Genomic DNA, 18242 nt, shown 5'->3' on the forward strand with positions numbered 1-18242 from the left:
TAGCGGGGAAACGGCCTCCTGTTCGAGGCGGTCCTGACGGAAGGTGCCGAGGGAAGTTACGCTGCGCGGACGGTCATTGACTGGAGGTAGGGAATGCGTCGCTCCGCCGCTGGCAAGGTCTCTGTTCTCGCCGTCGCGGCGACGGTGCTCTCGATGGGTGCCGCCGCCCCGCCCACGGCCCCACCGATCGTCCCACCGACCGCGCCACCACTCCCGGTCAAGGAACCCGTGGCCGTCGGCTACGGCGGCGCCGTCGCCAGTGTCGACGCCGACGCCTCGGCCGCCGGCGTCGAGGTGCTCCGCAAGGGCGGCAACGCGGTGGACGCGGCCGTCGCCGTCGCGGCCGCGCTGGGCGTCACCGAGCCCTACTCCGCGGGCATCGGGGGCGGCGGCTACTTCGTGTACTACGACGCGAAGAGCCGCACGGTACACACCGTCGACGGCCGCGAGACCGCCCCCCGCTCCGCCGACACGAGCCTCTTCGTCGAGAACGGTGCGCCGATCCCCTTCGAGGAGGGCATGACCAGCGGCCTCGGAGTCGGCACCCCCGGCACCCCGGCGACCTGGAAGACCGCCCTCGACGCCTGGGGCAGCAAGCGGCTCGGCACCCTGCTCGAACCCGCCGAGCGGCTGGCTCGCGAGGGCTTCACCGTCGACGCCACCTTCCGCGCCCAGACCGCCGGCAACGAGGCGCGGTTCCGCGACTTCCCCGCCAGCTCCGAACTCTTCCTGCCGGGAGGCCAGTTGCCCGCGGTCGGCTCGGTCTTCAAGAATCCCGACCTGGCCCGTACGTACAAGACGCTCGGCCGCGAGGGTGTCGGCGCCCTCTACCGGGGTCCGCTCGCCCGGGACATCGTGAACACCGTCCGTACGCCCCCGGTCCGCGAGGGCGCCACCCGGAAGGTCCGCCCGGGTGATCTGACGGAGCGGGATCTCGCCGCGTACCGCACCGAGTTCCGCAAGCCCACGAAGGTCTCGTACCGAGGTCTCGACGTCTACGGCATGCCTCCCTCCTCCTCCGGCGGTACGAGCGTCGGCGAGGCCCTCAACATCCTGGAGGGCACCGACCTCGCGAAAGCCTCCCAGGCCCGCTATCTGCACCGCTTCATCGAGGCGAGCCGCATCGCCTTCGCCGACCGGGGCCGCTGGGTCGGGGACCCGGCCTTCGAGTCCGTGCCGACGCGCGGGCTGCTCTCCCAGCGGTACGCCGACGCGCGCGCCTGCCTGATCCGGGACGATGCCGCCCTGACCAGCCCCCTCGCGCCCGGCGACCCGAACAGCCCGGTGCCGTGCGCGAGCGATGGTACGGCGGCCCCGACCACGTACGAGGGGGAGAACACCACCCACCTCACGGTGGCCGACAAGTGGGGCAACGTCGTCGCCTACACCCTCACCATCGAGTCCACCGGCGGCAGCGGGATCACCGTGCCCGGCCGGGGCTTCCTGCTCAACAACGAGCTGACCGACTTCTCCTTCGCCCCGGCGAACCCGGCCGTGCACGACCCGAACCTGCCCGGTCCGGGCAAGCGGCCGCGCTCCTCGATCTCCCCGACGATCGTCCTCGACCGGCACGACCGGCCCGTGCTCGCGCTCGGGTCCCCGGGCGGTGCGACCATCATCACGACGGTTCTCCAGACCCTCACCGGGGTCGTCGACCGGGGGCTCCCGCTCGTCGACGCGATCGCCGCGCCGCGTGCCAGCCAGCGCAACCAGGCCACCACCGAACTCGAACCCGGGCTGTGGAACAGCCCGGTCAGGGCGGAGCTCGAAGCCATCGGGCACGGCTTCCGGCAGAACCCGGAGATCGGGGCGGCGACGGGTGTCCAGAGGCTGCCGGACGGCCGCTGGGTGGCCGCCGCGGAGTCGGTTCGCAGGGGCGGCGGGTCGGCGATGGTGGTCCGGCCGGCGGGGAGGTAGCGCCGAGGGGGCGCGCATGTGCCCTTCCGAGAGGGGCCGGGCGGGTATGCGCCCTGCCGCGAGAGGCCGCGTGTGCGCCCCCTCGCGTCCTACAGCGCCGTCAGCACGCGCGGGCCCTCGTCCGTGATCGCCACCGTGTGCTCCGCGTGTGACGCGCGCGAGCCGTCGAGCGTGCGGATCGTCCAGCCGTCGCGCGCCGTGTAGTGGTCGTCCGTGCCGCCGCCGATGAGCATCGGCTCGATCGCGAGCACCATCCCGTGGCGCAGCTTCATGCCCCGGCCCGGGCGTCCCTCGTTGGGGACGCCCGGGTCCTCGTGCATCGTGCGGCCGATCCCGTGGCCGCCGAAGCCGTCCGGGACGCCGTACCCGGCGGCGCGGCACACCCGGCCGATCGCGTGTGCGATGTCGCCGATGCGGTTGCCGACGACGGCGGCGGCGATGCCCGCCTCCAGGGCCTCCTCCGCCGCGGCGATCAGCCGGGTGTCCTCCGGCCTGGCCCGGCCGACCGTGAAGCTGATCGCGGAGTCGCCCGCCCAGCCGCCGAGGAGCGCACCGCAGTCCGCGGAGACCAGGTCGCCCGGAGCGAGCCGGGTGTCGTCCGGGATGCCGTGGACGATGGCGTCGTTCACGGAGAGGCACACGACCGCGGGGAACGGCACGGGCGCCCACTCCGGGCGGTAGCCGAGGAAGGGCGAACCGGCGCCGGCCTCGGCCAGGACCTCCCGTGCGGCCCGGTCCAGCTCGGTCAGCGGGACCCCGGGCGCCGCCTTCTCCCGTACGGCCGCGAGGGCGCGGGCCACCACGCGTCCCGCCTCACGCATCGCGGCCAGGTTCTCGTTCGTCTTGATCTCCACCATGCCAATTACTATACCGGTATTAGTATGGCTTCATGGTGCGCACACCCCTGACCCCCGAAGAGCGCGAGCGCGGCGAGCGCCTCGGCCTGTTCCTGCGCGAAGCGCGCGGCGAACGGTCGATGGTCCAGATCGCCGCCGCTGCCGGCCTGTCCGCCGAGACGCTCCGCAAGATCGAGACCGGCCGGGCCCCGACCCCGGCGTTCTTCACCGTCGCGGCCCTCGCCCGGGTCCTCGGCCTCTCCATGGACGAGCTGGTCGTCCGGTGTGCGCTGGTGCCCGTCTGACGGGCCGGCCGGAGCCGAACGCCGAAGCGGGAATTCGGTGGCACACCGGACCGGTACAGACGATCATGCGACGCATGAGCGACGAACCCGCACGATGGACCACGGCGACCGTCTACCCCGACATGTGGGCGGACCCGGACGACGACCCCCGCAACAACAACGGGGGTTCCAGTCCGGAGGGCGAGGCGGCGACGCTGCGGGACTTCCTGAGGGACTACCGCCTGACCCTTCGGATGAAGTGCGAGGGGCTGGACGCGGAACAGCTGGCCCGCCGGTCGGTCCCGCCGTCGACCATGTCGCTGCTGGGTCTGATCCGGCACCTCGCCGAGGTGGAGCGGGACTGGCGCAACTGGATCAGCGACGGTGAACCGCTGCCGAAGCTGTACGGCAAGAAGGACTCGGACTTCGACGGGGCCGTCGCCGAACAGGTCGTGGTCGACGCCGCGTACGCCGATCTGGAGCGCGAGCAGGCGGCGCTCGACGCCGAGCTGGCCGAGCACGCGGACCTGGGCGCGCGCGTGGGGAAGGACAGGATCGCGATCCGGGAGCTGATGGTGCACCGGATCGACGAGTACGCCCGCCACTGCGGACACGCCGACCTGCTGCGCGAGTGCGTCGACGGCAGGGTGGGCCAGTAGACCGAAGGCCGAAGGCCGGGGTGGTCGGTCGGTAGTACGCGTGCCCCGGACGCCGGCGCGACATCCGGGGCCCCCTCGCCCGTCCTCCGGGCCGAGACCGCCGGCTAGACCGAGACCGCCAGCTGTACGCGGCTGTGCCGCGGCTCCTCGATCTCGTCGAGGAGCGCCCGGGCCAGGTCCGGGTGGGCGATCCGGCCGGGGCCGTCGATCACCGTGCCCACGGCCGTCCGGTAACCCCCGGTCACCTCGGCCTCCGCGTTCAGGTCCTGTGGCGGTACGACCATCAGCCAGTCGAGCTCCAGTCCCGCCTCGGCGGTCAGCAGCGCGAACTCGGCCACGTGGCCCTGTGAGAACACCCGCCACTGTTCCGGGAATTCGGGCGCGTCCATGATCCGCACCCCCGGCTCCGTCTCCAGTGTCGTGGCGATGCCCAGGGTCAACAGCCGTCGCACGCCCGCCTCCTCGAGTCCCGCGATCAACGCCTTGGCCGCCGTCGTGAAGTACTCCTCCGAGGAGACGTCGAGGCGGACCGACGCGTTCACGGCGGCGTCATGGCCGGCCGCCAGGGCGGCCACCGAGGCCGGGTCGGTGACATCACCCCGTACCAGCGTGACCGAACCCCCGGCCAGATCCGGGTACTTCGACGGATCGCGGACCACCGCGGTCACCCGGTGACCCCGGGCCACCGCCTCCGCGACGGCCGCGCGGCCGACCCGTCCACCCGCTCCGAAGATGACAATGTTCCTGCTCACGGCGTTGCTCATGTCGTTGCTCATGGCAGGACCGTAGAACCGGAGTACCTGGTTACTTCAACGGTACTGGGCTAGCTTCGGAGGCATGAACCAGCCGCTGCCCGCCGACCTCTTCCACGATCCGGACTGCTCCGACCGCGCCCAGCCCATCCGGGTCGGCGGCAAGTGGACCGCCCTGGTGCTCCGCTGCCTGGAGGACGGACAGCCGCGCCGCTTCTCCGAGCTGCGCGTCCCGCTCCACTGGATCACCCCCAAGGTGCTCACCGAGACCCTGCGCACGATGGAGCGCGACGGCTTCCTCACCCGCACCGTGTACGACGAGAACCCGCCGCGCGTCGAGTACGCGCTGACCGCGCTCGGCCGCTCGCTGATCGATCCGCTCGACTCCGCGTGCGCGTGGGCCCGCGCCCATGTCCCGGAGATCACCGAGGCCAGGACGGCGTACGCGCAGAGCGGCTGACCCCGGGGCCGGTCATCAGCGGTGACGGCCGCGCCGGCCGTCCCGGACGGCCTCTTCGTCGCCCGGGAGACCCTGACCCACGCCGCCGACCCGACCCCGGCATAGGCTCCCGGGCATGATGCCCGAAGAGCTGCGGCGCGGCCGCTACGTCAGCCTGACCACCTACCGGAAGAACGGCACGGGGGTCGCGACACCCGTCTGGTACGCGGTGGACGGTGACGAGCTGTACGCCTGGACCCGCACCGACTCGTGGAAGGTCAAGCGGCTGCGGAACGACCCGAGGGTCGAGGTCGCCGTCTGCGACGTGCGCGGCAACATCGCCGAGGGCGCCGAGCGCTTCAGGGGAAAGGGCCGCCTGGTGGCGGGGGAGGAGCTGCGCCGGATCCGGGGGCTGCTCTCACGCAAGTACACCTGGCAGTACTGGCTGACCGACGTGCCGGCCATGATCGTCCGGCTCGGGAAGCGCCCGCACACCGGGATCGTCGTGCGATTCGGGTGAATTGGGCGGTAGGGCACGCGTAGGAAAACGGTCCGTAGTCGTCCCGTAACACGACTGCGGTCCAATACCCGCGGACCGGAAGGTTCCAGTCGACGGCGGGGCAGGTGCGTAGCGCATGACGGTGTATCAACTCCCGGTGGAAGTCGCCACGTTCAGACACTGGCTGACGGATCTCGCGCGCCGCATCCCGCCCGGCGGCGGTTGGTACGGAGTCTTCGCCGAACGCGACCCGGAGGGGCTTCGCGCCTGCTTCGACGGGACGGAGATCCTGCCCTGGGACGTCGTCGAGTCCCTGCTCCGAGACGCCGGAGAGGCGGTCGAGGGGCCGCTCGCCGTCCGGGGCAGAACGCTGTACGCGGAGGCCGCCGGCGCCCACGACCGCCGCCCCGGCGGAGCGGCGGCGCTCACCGAACGCCGCGAGCTCATGGAACGCGAACGCCGGTACGCCGAGTCCCGGGCCCGCGAACTGGGCGACCGGCTCCGCGCGACCCCGGCCCCGGGCCCGGACGACACGGCCCGCCTGGAACACGACCTGGCCTGGACGCGCGACGACCACGCGAGGGCGGTGGCACGGGTCGCCGACCTGACGGCCCGGCTCGCGCGGCTGGCGGAGTGGGGGGACGGCGGAGGGACGGCGGGGCCGACCGGGCCGGGGCAGGCGGCTTCGGGCGGGGCCTGGTCGGGGCGGGGACCGGGACCGGCGCCGGAACCGGTTCTGTCGCAGGCCGGTCCGTCCTCGGCCCCCCTGCCCCCCGCCCCGCCCGCCGGGCCCCCCGCCCGCCCCGCCAAAGCCAAGCGCCGCCCCCGTGGCGCGCGCTACGCGTGGCTCGACGACAGCGCCGAGGACCAGGGGCCCGTGGTCGCGCCCGCACCCGTTCCCGTACTCCCGACCGGGGGCGCGGCTCCCCGAGGGGCCCGGTTCGGGGGCGCCGCCGCGCCCGGCGGGGCCGATGGCGCCCGTCCGGCCGCCGCCCCCGGGGCCGATCACGCCGAGGTCGCCCGCGCCGCCGCCAACGCGGTCTACGCCCTTCAGCGGCTCCGCGTCCAGGGCCGTAGCGGCGAAGCTCACGCCCTGCTCTGCGAGGCACTCAACGGGCCGCCCGCCCGGCTGCCCGCCCTCGCCGGGGAGCTGCACCGGGCCGGGCTCGGCGCCGACTGGTCCATCCTGCTCTGGGAGGCGGCCTCGCTCCCGCCCGGCCGGCTCGCCGCCGTCGCGGGGGTGCTCGCCGACGCGGGCCGGGCCGCCGACTGCGAGCAGCTCCTACGCCAGGGGGTGGCCCGCCCCGTCGAGGAGCTCGCCGGGGCGTGCGCCGCCCTGCGTGCCGAGGGTCACCACCGCGAGGCCCACGCGCTGCTCACCGCCTTCGTCCGGGTCCGCGCTCCCGAGGACGCGGCCCGCCTCGCGGCCGAGGACCCGCGCGGGCTCGCCCCCCAACTCCTCGAAGCCGCCCGAGCGGTGTCCGCGGCCCGCGAGCGCGACCTGCTGCACGCCCTCCGCGTGGCGGGTCTCGCGGGCGCCTGACAGGCCCGGCGGGGCGCCGGGGAGGGGTGGGATGCCCACCCGGTGAGGCGGTCCCCGCGCCGCATGTGTCAGGCATGCCCGTACGTGTCGGTACGTGTCCGACGTGGACCACTCGGGTATGAAACATGATCGACCCGGCCGCTTCCCGGCGGCGGTCTTGCTCCGGGGTGTGACGGGGCTTACGTTCTCCTCCTACGCACCGCATCTACGTGCGTAGAGGCTCTCTGACGCCGTGCCGAAGGAGCAGATCATGACCGACGTCGTACGCGCCGCGCTCGTCCAGGCGACCTGGACCGGCGACACCGAATCCATGATCGCCAAACACGAGGAGTACGCCCGGGAGGCCGCCCGTCAGGGTGCCAAGGTGATCGGCTTCCAGGAGGTGTTCAACGCCCCCTACTTCTGCCAGGTCCAGGAGCCCGAGCACTACCGCTGGGCCGAGCCCGTCCCCGACGGCCCCACCGTCAGCCGGATGCGGGACCTCGCCCGGGAGACCGGGATGGTGATCGTGGTGCCCGTCTTCGAGGTCGAGAGCGAGGGCTTCTACTACAACACCGCCGCCGTGATCGACGCCGACGGCAGCTACCTCGGCAAGTACCGCAAGCACCACATCCCCCAGGTCAAGGGCTTCTGGGAGAAGTACTACTTCCGCCCGGGGAACGCCGGCTGGCCGGTCTTCGACACCGCCGTCGGAAGGGTGGGGGTCTACATCTGCTACGACCGGCACTTCCCCGAGGGCTGGCGCCAACTCGGGCTCAACGGAGCCCAGCTGGTCTACAACCCGTCGGCCACCCACCGCGGTCTCTCCTCCTACCTCTGGCAGCTGGAGCAGCCCGCCGCGGCCGTCGCCAACGAGTACTTCGTCGCCGCGATCAACCGTGTCGGCATCGAGGAGTACGGCGACAACGACTTCTACGGCACGAGCTACTTCGTCGACCCGCGCGGCCGGTTCGTCGGTGACGTCGCCTCCGACAAGACCGAGGAACTCCTCGTCCGCGACCTCGACTTCGGGATGATCGAGGAGGTGCGCCAGCAGTGGGCGTTCTACCGGGACCGACGCCCCGACGCCTACGACGGGCTGGTGCAGCCGTGAGCAGTCTCTTCGACCGGCACAAAGCCGTCATCCCCGACTGGGTCGCCCTCTACTACCGCGACCCCATCGAGATCACCCACGGCGAGGGCCGCCACGTCTGGGACGCCGACGGACGCCGGTACCTCGACTTCTTCGGCGGCATCCTCACCACCATGACCGCCCACGCCCTGCCCGAGGTCACCAAGGCCGTGGCCGAGCAGGCCGGCCGGATCATCCACTCCTCGACGCTCTACCTCAACCGCCCGATGGTGGAGCTCGCCGAGCGGATCGCCGGACTCTCCGGCATCCCCGACGCCCGTGTCTTCTTCACCACCTCCGGCACCGAGGCCAACGACGCGGCGCTGCTCCTCGCGACCGCGTACCGGCGGTCGAACCAGATCCTGGCCATGCGGAACAGCTACCACGGCCGTTCCTTCTCCACGGTCGGCATCACCGGCAACCGTGCCTGGTCGCCCACCAGTCTCTCGCCGCTGCAGACCCTGTACGTCCACGGCGGCGTCCGCACCCGCGGCCCGTACGCCCAGTACACCGACGAGCGGTTCATCGAGGCCTGCGTCGCCGACCTCGAGGACCTCCTCGGCCACACCCGGGAAGTCGCCGCGCTCATCGCCGAACCCGTCCAGGGCGTCGGCGGCTTCACCGCCCCGCCCGACGGTCTGTACGCCGCGTTCCGCCGGGTGCTCGACCGGCACGGCATCCTGTGGATCTCCGACGAGGTGCAGACCGGCTGGGGCCGTACCGGCGAGCACTTCTGGGGCTGGCAGGCGCACGGCCAGGCCGGGCCGCCCGACATCCTCACCTTCGCCAAGGGCATCGGCAACGGCATGTCCGTCGGCGGGGTGGTGGCCCGCGCCGAGATCATGAACTGCCTCGACGCCAACTCCATCTCCACCTTCGGCGGTTCACCCGTCACCATGGCCGCCGGGCTCGCCAACCTCTCCTACCTCCTGGAGCACGACCTCCAGGGCAACGCGCGCCGGGTCGGCGGTCTGCTCATCGAGCGGATCAGGGCCGCCTGCGCAGGAGTCGAGGCGGTACGGGAGGTCCGCGGCCGCGGCCTCATGATCGGCATCGAACTCACCGAGCCGGGCACCGACCGGGCGAACCCGGACGCGGCCTCCGCCGTCCTGGAGGCCGCCCGCGAGAACGGCCTGCTGATCGGCAAGGGCGGCGGCCACAACACCAGCACCCTGCGCATCGCCCCACCGCTCTCCCTCACCGTCGCCGAGGCGGAGGAGGGCGCCGCGATGCTCGAACAGGCCCTCAGAGGCGTGTAGTTCCGCTGTCCCCCCGCCGTCCCGCCGTATCGAGCAGGGAGAGTCCCGTGAGCACCCGAACCGTCATCCGGGGCGGCCTCGTCGTCACCGCCGCCGACGAACTCCACGCCGACGTGCTGATCGAGGACGGCCGCGTGGTCGCCCTCGCGGCCCACGGCTCCGACGCGGCGGCCGCCTGGACCGCCGACCGGACGATCGACGCCACCGACCGCTACGTGCTGCCCGGTGGCGTCGACGCCCACACCCACATGGAGCTGCCCTTCGGCGGCACCTTCGCCTCCGACACCTTCGAGACGGGCACCCGCGCCGCCGCCTGGGGCGGCACCACCACCATCGTCGACTTCGCCGTCCAGACCGTCGGCCACAGCCTGCGTGAAGGACTCGACGCCTGGTACGCGAAGGCCGACGGCAACTGTGCGATCGACTACGCCTTCCACATGATCCTCTCCGACGTCAACGAGCACACGCTCAAGGAGATGGACCGGCTCGTCCAGGAGGGCATCACCTCCTTCAAGCTCTTCATGGCCTACCCCGGCGTCTTCTACAGCGACGACGGCAAGATCCTGCGCGCCATGCAGCGCTCCGCCGACAACGGCGGACTGATCATGATGCACGCCGAGAACGGCATCGCCATCGACGTGCTCGTCGAGCAGGCCCTCGCGCGCGGCGAGACCGACCCCCGCTACCACGGGGAGGTCCGCAAGGCGCTCCTGGAGGCCGAGGCCACTCACCGGGCGATCCAGCTCGCGCGGGTGGCGGGGGCGCCGCTCTACGTGGTCCACGTCTCGGCGGAGGAGGCGGTCGCGGAGATCGCGACCGCCCGGGACAAGGGGCTGCCCGTCTTCGGCGAGACCTGCCCCCAGTACCTCTTCCTCTCCACCGACAACCTCGCGGAGCCGGGCTTCGAGGGCGCGAAGTACGTGTGCAGCACCCCGCTCCGGCCGAAGGAGCACCAGGCGGCGCTCTGGCGCGGACTGCGGACGAACGACCTCCAGGTGGTCTCCACCGACCACTGCCCGTTCTGCTTCACGGGCCAGAAGGACCTCGGCCGCGGCGACTTCTCGAAGATCCCCAACGGCCTTCCGGGCGTGGAGAACCGGATGGACCTCCTTCACCAGGCCGTCGTCGACGGGCACATCTCGCGGCGCCGCTGGATCGAGATCGCCTGCGCGACGCCGGCCCGGATGTTCGGCCTGTACCCGCAGAAGGGCACGATCGCCCCGGGCGCCGACGCCGACGTCGTGATCTACGACCCGCACGCCGTCCAGACCCTGTCCGCGGACACCCACCACATGAACGTCGACTACTCCGCGTACGAGGGGAAGACGGTCACCGGCCAGGTCGAGACGGTCCTCTCACGCGGCGAGCTCGTGATCGACCAGCGCAAGTACGTCGGTCACGCCGGGCACGGCACCTTCACCCCCAGGTCCACCTGCCAGTACCTGGGCTGAGTCATCCCAGGACCGAACCGCACCGAATCGAACTTGGAGGTCCCGCGTGGACTTCGGACTTGTCCTGCAGACCGACCCGCCCGCCTCGCAGGTCGTCGGGCTGATGCGCCGGGCGGAACGCAACGGCTTCCGCTACGGCTGGACCTTCGACTCCGCCGTGCTCTGGCAGGAGCCCTTCGTCGTCTACAGCCAGATCCTGGAGCACACGACGAAGCTCCACGTCGGCACGATGGTGACGAACCCGGGAACGAGGACGTGGGAGGTCACGGCGTCGACCTTCGCCACGCTCAACGACATGTTCGGCAACCGGACCGTCTGCGGCATCGGCCGCGGCGACTCCGCGATGCGCGTTGCCGGCCGCAAGCCGAACACCCTGGCCCGCCTGGGCGAGGCCATCGACGTCATCCGCGACCTGGCGGAGGGCCGCGAGGCGGTGGTGGACGGCAGCCCGATCCGCATCCCGTGGATCAAGGACGGCAGGCTGCCGGTCTGGATGGCGGCGTACGGCCCGAAGGCGCTCGCCCTCGCGGGCCAGAAGGCGGACGGCTTCATCCTCCAGCTCGCCGACCCGTATCTGACGGAGTGGATGGTGAAGGCGGTGCGGGCCGCCGCCGAGGAGGCCGGCCGCGACCCCGCCGCGGTCAAGATCTGCGTCGCGGCACCGGCGTACGTGACGGCCGACGGCTCGGCGGACGCCCTGGCCCACGCCCGCGACCAGTGCCGCTGGTTCGGCGGCATGGTCGGCAACCACGTCGCCGACCTCGTCTCGCGCTACGGCGAGCACTCCGACATGGTCCCGGAGGCCCTGACCGCGTACATCAAGGACCGGCACGGTTACGACTACAGCCACCACGGCCGCGCCGACAACCCGTCCACCGACTTCGTCCCCGACGAGATCGTCGACCGCTTCTGCCTCCTCGGCCCGGCCGAGGCCCAGATCGAGAAACTACGGCGGCTGCGGGAGTTGGGCGTGGACCAGTTCGCCGTGTACGCCATGCACGACGCGAAGGAGACGACGATCGACGCGTACGGCTCCGAGATCATCCCGGCCCTCGGCTGACACCCGTTGCCGAGGCCCGGACGGGAGCGATGCCGGCGCTCCGGCGGGCCCGGCCGGCGCGTTCGGGCTGACTACGATCAACCGATGAACACCACCGTCCTGCTCAAGGCCCCCGCGACGCCGACTGCTCCCGCTCTTCTCCTGCGCCCCTGGCGCGTCGACGACGTGGCCGAGCTGGTCGAGTCGTACCGGGATCCCGATCTGCGCGGTCAGGTCAGTGTGCCGATGGAGAGCGAGGCCGACGGACTGGCCTGGGTGGGGGCCCAGGAGGGCGGCTGGGCGGCGGGCGTCCGGTTCTGCTTCGCCGTCCTTGAGGAGCCCTCCGGCGCGGAGCCGCAGCGGCTGGCGGGCAGCGTGGTGCTCAAGGAGGTCGCCCCCGGCAAGCCGTCCGCCGAGGTCGGCTACTGGACGGCGGCACGGGCCCGTGGGCGAGGCGTGGCGCCCCGAGCCCTGGAGGCCCTCACCGCCTGGGCGTTCGACACCTACGGGACCGACGGCCTGGAACGTCTCGAACTCCTGCACCAGGTCGACAACCTGGCTTCCTGTCGCGTGGCGGAGAAGTGCGGCTACGCGTTCGACAGGATCCTGCCGTCGGCGCCTCCCGCCTTCCCGCTGGACGGCCATCTCCACGTACAGGGGCGGGTCGTAGGCGTTCGGCGTACACCGGCGTGATGCGCGGGTCTACCCGCGCCTCACGCCGAGTGGAAGAATCGGAGCCCCACTCCGTGGCCACAAGTGGTCCTTGACAGACCACGATGGAGCCGCTCCGGCATGGCACCCCTCGCCCCTCATCGGGGCGACACCTCGTTCCGTCCTCCCCGCCGAACGAAGGGTTCCTCCGTATGACCGCAACCGTCCCCCCGGGAAGACCGACCGGATCCACCGAACTCACAGGACTCGACGGATCCACCGGACCCGCCGGATCCACTGCAGCCGGCGGCCGGGTCGAACTCGCCCCAGGCGCCGCCCCCGCCGACCCCCGCTTCGTCAACGAGGACCTGCTCCCCGTCCCCGTCGCCCAACGCCGCTGGACCACCTACAACTTCGCCGCCCTCTGGGTCGGCATGGCCCACAACATCCCCTCGTGGATGCTCGCCTCCGGTCTCGTCGCCCTGGGCATGGACTGGAAGCAGGCGGTCCTCACCATCGCCCTCGCCAATGTCGTCGTGCTGCTGCCGATGCTGCTCACGGGGCATGCCGGACCCAAGTACGGCATCCCCTTCCCCGTCCTCGCCCGCGCCTCCTTCGGGCTGCGCGGGGCGAACCTGCCCGCTCTCGTCCGGGCCGGGGTCGCCTGCGCCTGGTTCGGCATCCAGACCTGGATCGGCGGCCAGGGCGTCTTCGTCCTCCTCGACAAGGTCTTCGGCGGCGGCTGGGCGGACGCGGCGAGGATCGGCGGCCAGCCGTGGACGCTCTGGCTCTGCTTCGTCCTCTTCTGGGCCCTCGAACTCGCCATCATCTACCGGGGGATGGAGGCCCTGCGCCGCTTCGAGAACTGGGCCGCGCCCTTCGTCATCGTCGGCGCGCTCGTCCTTCTCACCTGGATCGCGGTCAAGGCGGGCGGCCTCGGACCGCTGCTCGACCAGCCGTCGAAGCTCGGCTGGGGCGCCGACTTCTGGTCCGTCTTCTTCCCCGCCCTCATGGGCATGATCGCCTTCTGGGCGACGCTCAGCCTCAACATCCCCGACTTCACCCGCTTCGGCGCCGGCCAGCGTTCCCAGATCCTCGGTCAGACCCTCGGACTCCCCACCACCATGACCTTGTTCGCGCTGCTCTCGGTGCTCGTCACCTCCGGCTCGCAGGCCGTGTACGGGGCGCCCGTCTGGGATCCGGTGGCGCTCGCCGCCAAGACCGACAACGTCTTCGGACTGCTCTTCGCCCTGGTGACCGTGCTGGTGGCGACCCTCTCCGTGAACATCGCGGCCAATGTCGTCTCCCCGGCGTACGACCTCGCCAACCTCGCCCCGAAGCTGATCAACTTCCGTACGGGCGCGCTGATCACCGGTGTCGTCGGCGTGCTCATCATGCCGTGGAAGCTCACCGCCACCCCCGAGCTGTACATCTTCACCTGGCTCGGCCTGGTCGGGGGTCTCCTCGGTACGGTCGCGGGCATCCTGATCGCCGACTACTGGCTCGTCCGCCGTGCCGTCCTCGACCTCGAAGGGCTCTACCGGGCCGACGGGCCCTACTGGTACCGGGGCGGCTGGAACCCGGCGGCCGTGCTCGCCTTCGCGGTCGGCGGCGTCCTCGCCGTCGGCGGCTCCCACTCGGCACCCGGCACCGGGCCCTTCCCCGAGGACGGGCTGATTCCCCTCCTGAAGCCCCTCGCCGACTACGGCTGGGCCGTCGGCCTGGCCGCCTCGCTGCTCCTCTACACCGTCCTCATGAGGCGCGGGGCAGCCGGCCGATCGTCCGCTCGATCCAGCTGAGGTAGGAGCGCACACGGGTGTTCACGGCGGGAGTGTCGGTGGCGCACTCCTTGCCGTAGGACACCAGACCGACGACGTACGGCCGCCCCCGGACCACCCGGACCAGGGGGCCGCCGGAGTCGTACTGACAGGTGTCCCGCCCGGGGGCGTACGTGCAGATCTGGGTGGGGGCGACCTGCGCCATGCCCCGGCTCGCGCAGACCGAGTTGCTCATGGTGGTGAGGGCCACGGTCCGCAGGACGTCGGAGGTGCGGCCGCCGAACGAGGTCGTGCCCCAGCCCGGAACCTCGACCCGGGTGTCGTCGGAGCTGCCGGGGGCGGACGCGGCCGGAAGGCCGATCGGGCGCACATCGCGGTTGAGGGCGACCGGCTCGGCGAGCTCGACGAGGGCGATGTCGTTCTGCTGGGTGCCGGAGTCGTAGTCCGGGTGCGGGACGAAGCGAGCGGCGGTCGCCAGGACCGCGTGCGGGCTGTCGGCCCCGGTGGTCAGATCGTGGTCGCCGAGCAGCACACCCACGCGCGGGGGGCTGCTGTACGAGCCCGTCAGACAGTGGGCGGCGGTGAGGACGTACCGGTCGCCGATCAGCGCCCCGCCGCACATCACCCGTCGTTCGAGGACGTCCACGAGTCCCGCCATGAACGGGTACTGGTGGGGCCGTGCCTCCTTTCCGCCGACCACCGCCTGCGCCGGCGGCGCGATTCCGAGGGGGCTCACCGTGAGCACCGCGCCCGCGACCGTCGCCATGAGCCTCTTCGCCCGTCCCACCTGATCTCCGTACCGTCGACGCCGTGTTCCCGGGCCGAGGGAGTGCGGAGACGTTTCCGCACGTCTCCCACACACTGTTCCGGCCCGCCTGGGCTCAACGACGCGGGCCCGATACGGTCACCTGAACACGGGGCCGGATCGGTGACCGATGCCGTGACCGATGCCGTGGTCGGTGAGTCGGTGAGTTGGTGAGTCGGTGAGTCGGTGAGTCGGTGAGTCGGGGACTCTGGCGACCAGGCGTGAGTCAGCGGTCGGCGTCCGGGGCCCAGCCAGGGACGTGCGCCGCCGCTGCCGCATCCCAGGCAGGGGCCCCGCCGGGGAAGGGCCAGGCGCGGGTGATGTCGGGGGAACCGAGGACCGACCGCAGCACGTCCGCGAGACGGCGGCTCTCGTACGCGATCCGCGACGCGGCGAGCGGGCCCTCCATGGCGGCGACCCGCTGCTCGTACTCCGCCACGGGACGGGCCGCGCAGAGCGCCACCCACTCGGCGTCCGCGGCCCGCGACAGCGTCAGCACCTCCGGTCGTCCACCCTCCGCGAGCGCCGCCGTCAGGCGGTCGTGGCCGTCGAGCACCACGGGGGAGTTGAGTCCGCTGATCCACCAGGCGAACACCGGCGGCAGAACACCCTCCCGGTACTGACGGCGGTACGCCTTCACCCGCGGCGCCTCCGGGTCCGACAGCGCCCGCAGGGGCAGCAGGTCGCGCGCGTCCTCCACCGGATCGCCGTAGCCGAACCAGGTCAGATGGCCCCGGTCCGGGTCGTGGGCGAGGAGTTTGGGCCAGTTGGCGTCCACGAACCACCGGTCGACGGGCGGGGCCAGCAGCCACTCGCCCGCGTGGAGCGGCCCCTCGGCGGCCCCGCGGAGCTCCGCCTCCGCGTACGAGGCCCAGCGCGCCGACCACTCCGCCGAGCCCGACGCCGCGAACTCCGCGACCGCACGCGCCCGCTCGGCCCGGAGCGGGGCGAGCGGGGAGGCGTAACAGCCGGTGCGCGCGTAGTGCAGGCCACGGTGGGTGGCCCGCTGCCGGGCGAAGAGCACGGGGACGGCGCCCTGCAAGAGCACCAACCGCCGCCCGTCGGCGCACTCCATCCGCAACTCCGGCTTCACCGGCCCCTCGACACGCATGCCGCCACCCTACGCAGCGGGCCCGCCTGCGGGGCGCGGGGGCCGGGGCGGCGCCCCCGGCGCGGCTACGGCACCCGCCCCGTCCACTCCGCCGTCCCGAACTTCGACTCCGCCAGCTCCTTCGCCCGCGTCAGCTCGTCCTCCGTGACATGGCCCTCCGACAGGCCGTACCGGACCCGGAAGGAGGCGATCATCCGCTCGATCACCGTCTCGCGCGGCAGGCCCGTCTGGCGCCGCAGCGGGTCGACCCGCTTCTTCGCGCTCTTCGTGCCCTTGTCGGAGAGCTTCTCGCGGCCGATCCGCAGGACCTCCGTCATCTTGTCCGCGTCGATGTCGTAGGCCATCGTCACGTGGTGCAGGACCGCCCCCTGGCCCGTCACCATCCGCTTCTGCGCGGCGCCCGCGATCTTGCCCGCGTCCGTGGCGATGTCGTTGAGCGGCTGGTACCAGGCCCGGATGCCCATGTCGCCGAGCGCGCCGAGGACCCAGTCGTCGAGGTAGGCGTAGCTGTCGGTGAAGGACAGGCCCTGCACGAGGGCGTCGGGCACCGAGAGCGAGTACGTGATCGTGTTGCCCGGCTCGATGAACATGGCCCCGCCACCGCTGATCCGGCGCACCACCTGGATCCCGTGCCGCTCGGCCGCCTCCGGGTCGACCTCGTTGCGCAGGGACTGGAAGCTGCCGATGACCACAGCCGGGGCGCCCCACTCCCAGACCCGCAGGGTCGGCGGCCGGCGGCCTGCGGCCACCTCGGCCGTGACGACCTCGTCGAGCGCCATGTGCAGGGCGGGGGACTGCGGCGGCTCGTGGATCAGCTGCCAGTCGTAGTCGGTCCAGTCCGTGGCGTGGGCGAGGGCGCGGCGGACCGCGATCCCGATGCCCTCCGTGGTCAGTCCGAACATCTGTGTGCCCGGCGGCAGCGTGGCGTCGATCCGTGCCGCGAGCCCGGGGGCGTCCGTGTCGACGGGGGCGCCCTCCAGAGCGCGGTCGATCGCCAGGATCGCCTCGTCCGGTTCCAGGAAGAAGTCGCCCGCGACCCGGACGTTCCGCAGGACCCCGTCCTCGGCGTCGAGGTCGACGACCACCAGCTTCCCACCGGGAACCTTGTACTCACCGTGGTACGCGCCGTGCACGGAACCCTCCCTGCATGTAAGGGGTGAACTCGGCCAAAGGGTACTCCCCGGGGAAACAGAGGGTGACAAATGCGCCGGTCCGCCTGTCAGTGCCCCGTGCTTAGCTGGACACATGAGCGAAGAGTTCCTTGACCACGTCCTCGCCGGCCGGACGACCGAGGTGGAGGAGGCGGTCCGCAAGGCGGCCGCCGCCGAGATCATGCCGCGCTTCCGGCAGCTCGCCGCCGACGACATAGTCGAGAAGAACGGTCCGCACGACCTGGTCACCGTCGCCGACCGGGCCGCCGAGGCCCATCTCACGGCCTCCCTGACCGCCCTGCTCCCCGGCTCGGTGGTGGTCGGCGAGGAGGCCGTCCACGCCGACCCCACCATCTACGACGCCCTGCGCGGCGACGCCCCCGTCTGGATCGTCGACCCCGTCGACGGCACCCGCCAGTTCGTCCACGGCGACCCCGGCTTCTGCACCCTCGTCGCGCTCGCCCAGCACGGCGAGCTGCTGGCCTCCTGGACCTTCGCGCCCGCCCTGGACGAGTTCGCCGTGGCCGTACGCGGCCGGGGCGCCACGCTCAACGGACAGCCGCTGCACGCCGGTTCGCCCGCCCCCGGCGCGGTCCTGGAAGTCGCCACCTCGCACCCCGACTACACCACCCCCGACCAGAAGCGCGCCCTGCTCGGCCTGGTCACCGAGGGTGTGAGCCCCCGGCCCTGCGGCTCCGCCGGACTCGAGTACCTGGCCGTGGCGCGCGGCACGCTCGACGCGACCGCCTTCTCCTGGGAGTACGCCTGGGACCATGCGGCCGGACTCCTCCTCGTCACCGAGGCGGGCGGCGCGCACACGACCCTCGCGGGGGAGCCGTTCAGGATCACCGGGGGGAACGCGCTGCCGTTCACCGCGGCCCGGGACACGGCGACCGCCAAGCGGATCCTGAGCCTCCTCGGGGGCCGATGAGGGCGGCACCACCACCGGCCTATCCT

General features: G+C 72.3%; 18 protein-coding genes. 13 read left to right on the forward strand and 5 right to left on the reverse strand.

Annotated elements, in window-relative coordinates:
• Nucleotides 1-93: 93 nt before the first annotated feature.
• Nucleotides 94-1917: a gamma-glutamyltransferase gene (gene ggt, locus OG462_RS34545; protein ID WP_406063823.1), complete on the forward strand. Its 1824-nt coding sequence runs from the start codon at nt 94-96 to the stop codon at nt 1915-1917.
• Between the two features lie 89 nt (nt 1918-2006).
• Here the strand turns inward: ggt and map are convergent, their stop codons facing one another.
• Nucleotides 2007-2774, reverse strand: coding sequence for a type I methionyl aminopeptidase (gene map / locus OG462_RS34550; protein WP_406063825.1), 768 nt, complete (start codon nt 2772-2774; stop codon nt 2007-2009).
• 32 nt (nt 2775-2806) lie between these two features.
• Between map and OG462_RS34555 the strand changes: the two genes are divergently transcribed.
• Both OG462_RS34555 and OG462_RS34560 read left to right on the forward strand, forming a co-directional pair.
• Nucleotides 2807-3058: a helix-turn-helix domain-containing protein gene (locus OG462_RS34555; RefSeq protein WP_406063827.1), complete on the forward strand. Its 252-nt coding sequence runs from the start codon at nt 2807-2809 to the stop codon at nt 3056-3058.
• A 65-nt stretch (nt 3059-3123) separates the two neighbouring features.
• On the forward strand, nt 3124-3696 hold the full coding sequence (locus tag OG462_RS34560; protein WP_406063829.1) for a DinB family protein: 573 nt from the start codon (nt 3124-3126) through the stop codon (nt 3694-3696).
• 104 nt (nt 3697-3800) lie between these two features.
• On the opposite strand, the gene OG462_RS34565 is transcribed toward OG462_RS34560, so the two are convergent.
• Nucleotides 3801-4472, reverse strand: a complete 672-nt coding sequence (locus OG462_RS34565) for an NAD(P)-dependent oxidoreductase (RefSeq protein ID WP_406063831.1) — start codon at nt 4470-4472, stop codon at nt 3801-3803.
• A 61-nt stretch (nt 4473-4533) separates the two neighbouring features.
• On the opposite strand from OG462_RS34565, the gene OG462_RS34570 reads away from it, so the two are divergent.
• The 9 genes from OG462_RS34570 to OG462_RS34610 all read left to right on the forward strand — a co-directional run bounded on the left by OG462_RS34570 (nt 4534) and on the right by OG462_RS34610 (nt 14239).
• A complete protein-coding gene (locus tag OG462_RS34570; protein WP_406063833.1) occupies nt 4534-4908 on the forward strand; it encodes a winged helix-turn-helix transcriptional regulator in 375 nt (124 codons plus the stop codon).
• A gap of 115 nt (nt 4909-5023) precedes the next feature.
• Complete coding sequence (locus OG462_RS34575) at nt 5024-5407, forward strand: PPOX class F420-dependent oxidoreductase (protein ID WP_406063835.1); 384 nt, start codon at nt 5024-5026, stop codon at nt 5405-5407.
• A gap of 115 nt (nt 5408-5522) precedes the next feature.
• Nucleotides 5523-6929, forward strand: a complete 1407-nt coding sequence (locus OG462_RS34580) for a UL36 very large tegument protein (RefSeq protein WP_406063837.1) — start codon at nt 5523-5525, stop codon at nt 6927-6929.
• A 250-nt stretch (nt 6930-7179) separates the two neighbouring features.
• Complete coding sequence (locus OG462_RS34585) at nt 7180-8022, forward strand: nitrilase-related carbon-nitrogen hydrolase (RefSeq protein WP_406063838.1); 843 nt, start codon at nt 7180-7182, stop codon at nt 8020-8022.
• Entirely contained in the window at nt 8019-9299 is a 1281-nt protein-coding gene (locus tag OG462_RS34590; protein WP_406063840.1) for an aspartate aminotransferase family protein, read from the forward strand. The genes OG462_RS34585 and OG462_RS34590 overlap by 4 nt, the downstream gene beginning before the upstream one ends.
• Nucleotides 9300-9346: 47 nt before the next feature.
• Nucleotides 9347-10750, forward strand: coding sequence for a dihydropyrimidinase (gene hydA, locus OG462_RS34595; RefSeq protein WP_406063842.1), 1404 nt, complete (start codon nt 9347-9349; stop codon nt 10748-10750).
• Between the two features lie 46 nt (nt 10751-10796).
• Complete coding sequence (locus OG462_RS34600) at nt 10797-11810, forward strand: TIGR03842 family LLM class F420-dependent oxidoreductase (RefSeq protein WP_406063844.1); 1014 nt, start codon at nt 10797-10799, stop codon at nt 11808-11810.
• An 84-nt stretch (nt 11811-11894) separates the two neighbouring features.
• Nucleotides 11895-12482: a GNAT family N-acetyltransferase gene (locus OG462_RS34605; protein ID WP_406063846.1), complete on the forward strand. Its 588-nt coding sequence runs from the start codon at nt 11895-11897 to the stop codon at nt 12480-12482.
• Nucleotides 12483-12652: 170 nt separating this feature from the next.
• On the forward strand, nt 12653-14239 hold the full coding sequence (locus OG462_RS34610; protein WP_406063848.1) for an NCS1 family nucleobase:cation symporter-1: 1587 nt from the start codon (nt 12653-12655) through the stop codon (nt 14237-14239).
• Here the strand turns inward: OG462_RS34610 and OG462_RS34615 are convergent.
• The 3 genes from OG462_RS34615 to OG462_RS34625 all read right to left on the reverse strand — a co-directional run bounded on the left by OG462_RS34615 (nt 14193) and on the right by OG462_RS34625 (nt 17267).
• Entirely contained in the window at nt 14193-14984 is a 792-nt protein-coding gene (locus OG462_RS34615; RefSeq protein WP_406063850.1) for a serine protease, read from the reverse strand. The two genes, OG462_RS34610 and OG462_RS34615, sit on opposite strands and share 47 nt — an antisense overlap.
• A gap of 265 nt (nt 14985-15249) precedes the next feature.
• A complete protein-coding gene (locus OG462_RS34620; RefSeq protein WP_406063852.1) occupies nt 15250-16134 on the reverse strand; it encodes a hypothetical protein in 885 nt (294 codons plus the stop codon).
• Nucleotides 16135-16199: 65 nt separating this feature from the next.
• On the reverse strand, nt 16200-17267 hold the full coding sequence (locus OG462_RS34625) for a biotin/lipoate A/B protein ligase family protein (protein ID WP_406063853.1): 1068 nt from the start codon (nt 17265-17267) through the stop codon (nt 16200-16202).
• A gap of 112 nt (nt 17268-17379) precedes the next feature.
• Between OG462_RS34625 and OG462_RS34630 the strand changes: the two genes are divergently transcribed.
• Nucleotides 17380-18216, forward strand: a complete 837-nt coding sequence (locus OG462_RS34630; RefSeq protein WP_406063855.1) for an inositol monophosphatase family protein — start codon at nt 17380-17382, stop codon at nt 18214-18216.
• The last annotated feature ends 26 nt before the right edge of the window (nt 18217-18242 follow it).

The sequence above is a fragment of the Streptomyces sp. NBC_01077 genome (assembly GCF_045162855.1).
Lineage (GTDB): Bacteria > Actinomycetota > Actinomycetes > Streptomycetales > Streptomycetaceae > Streptomyces.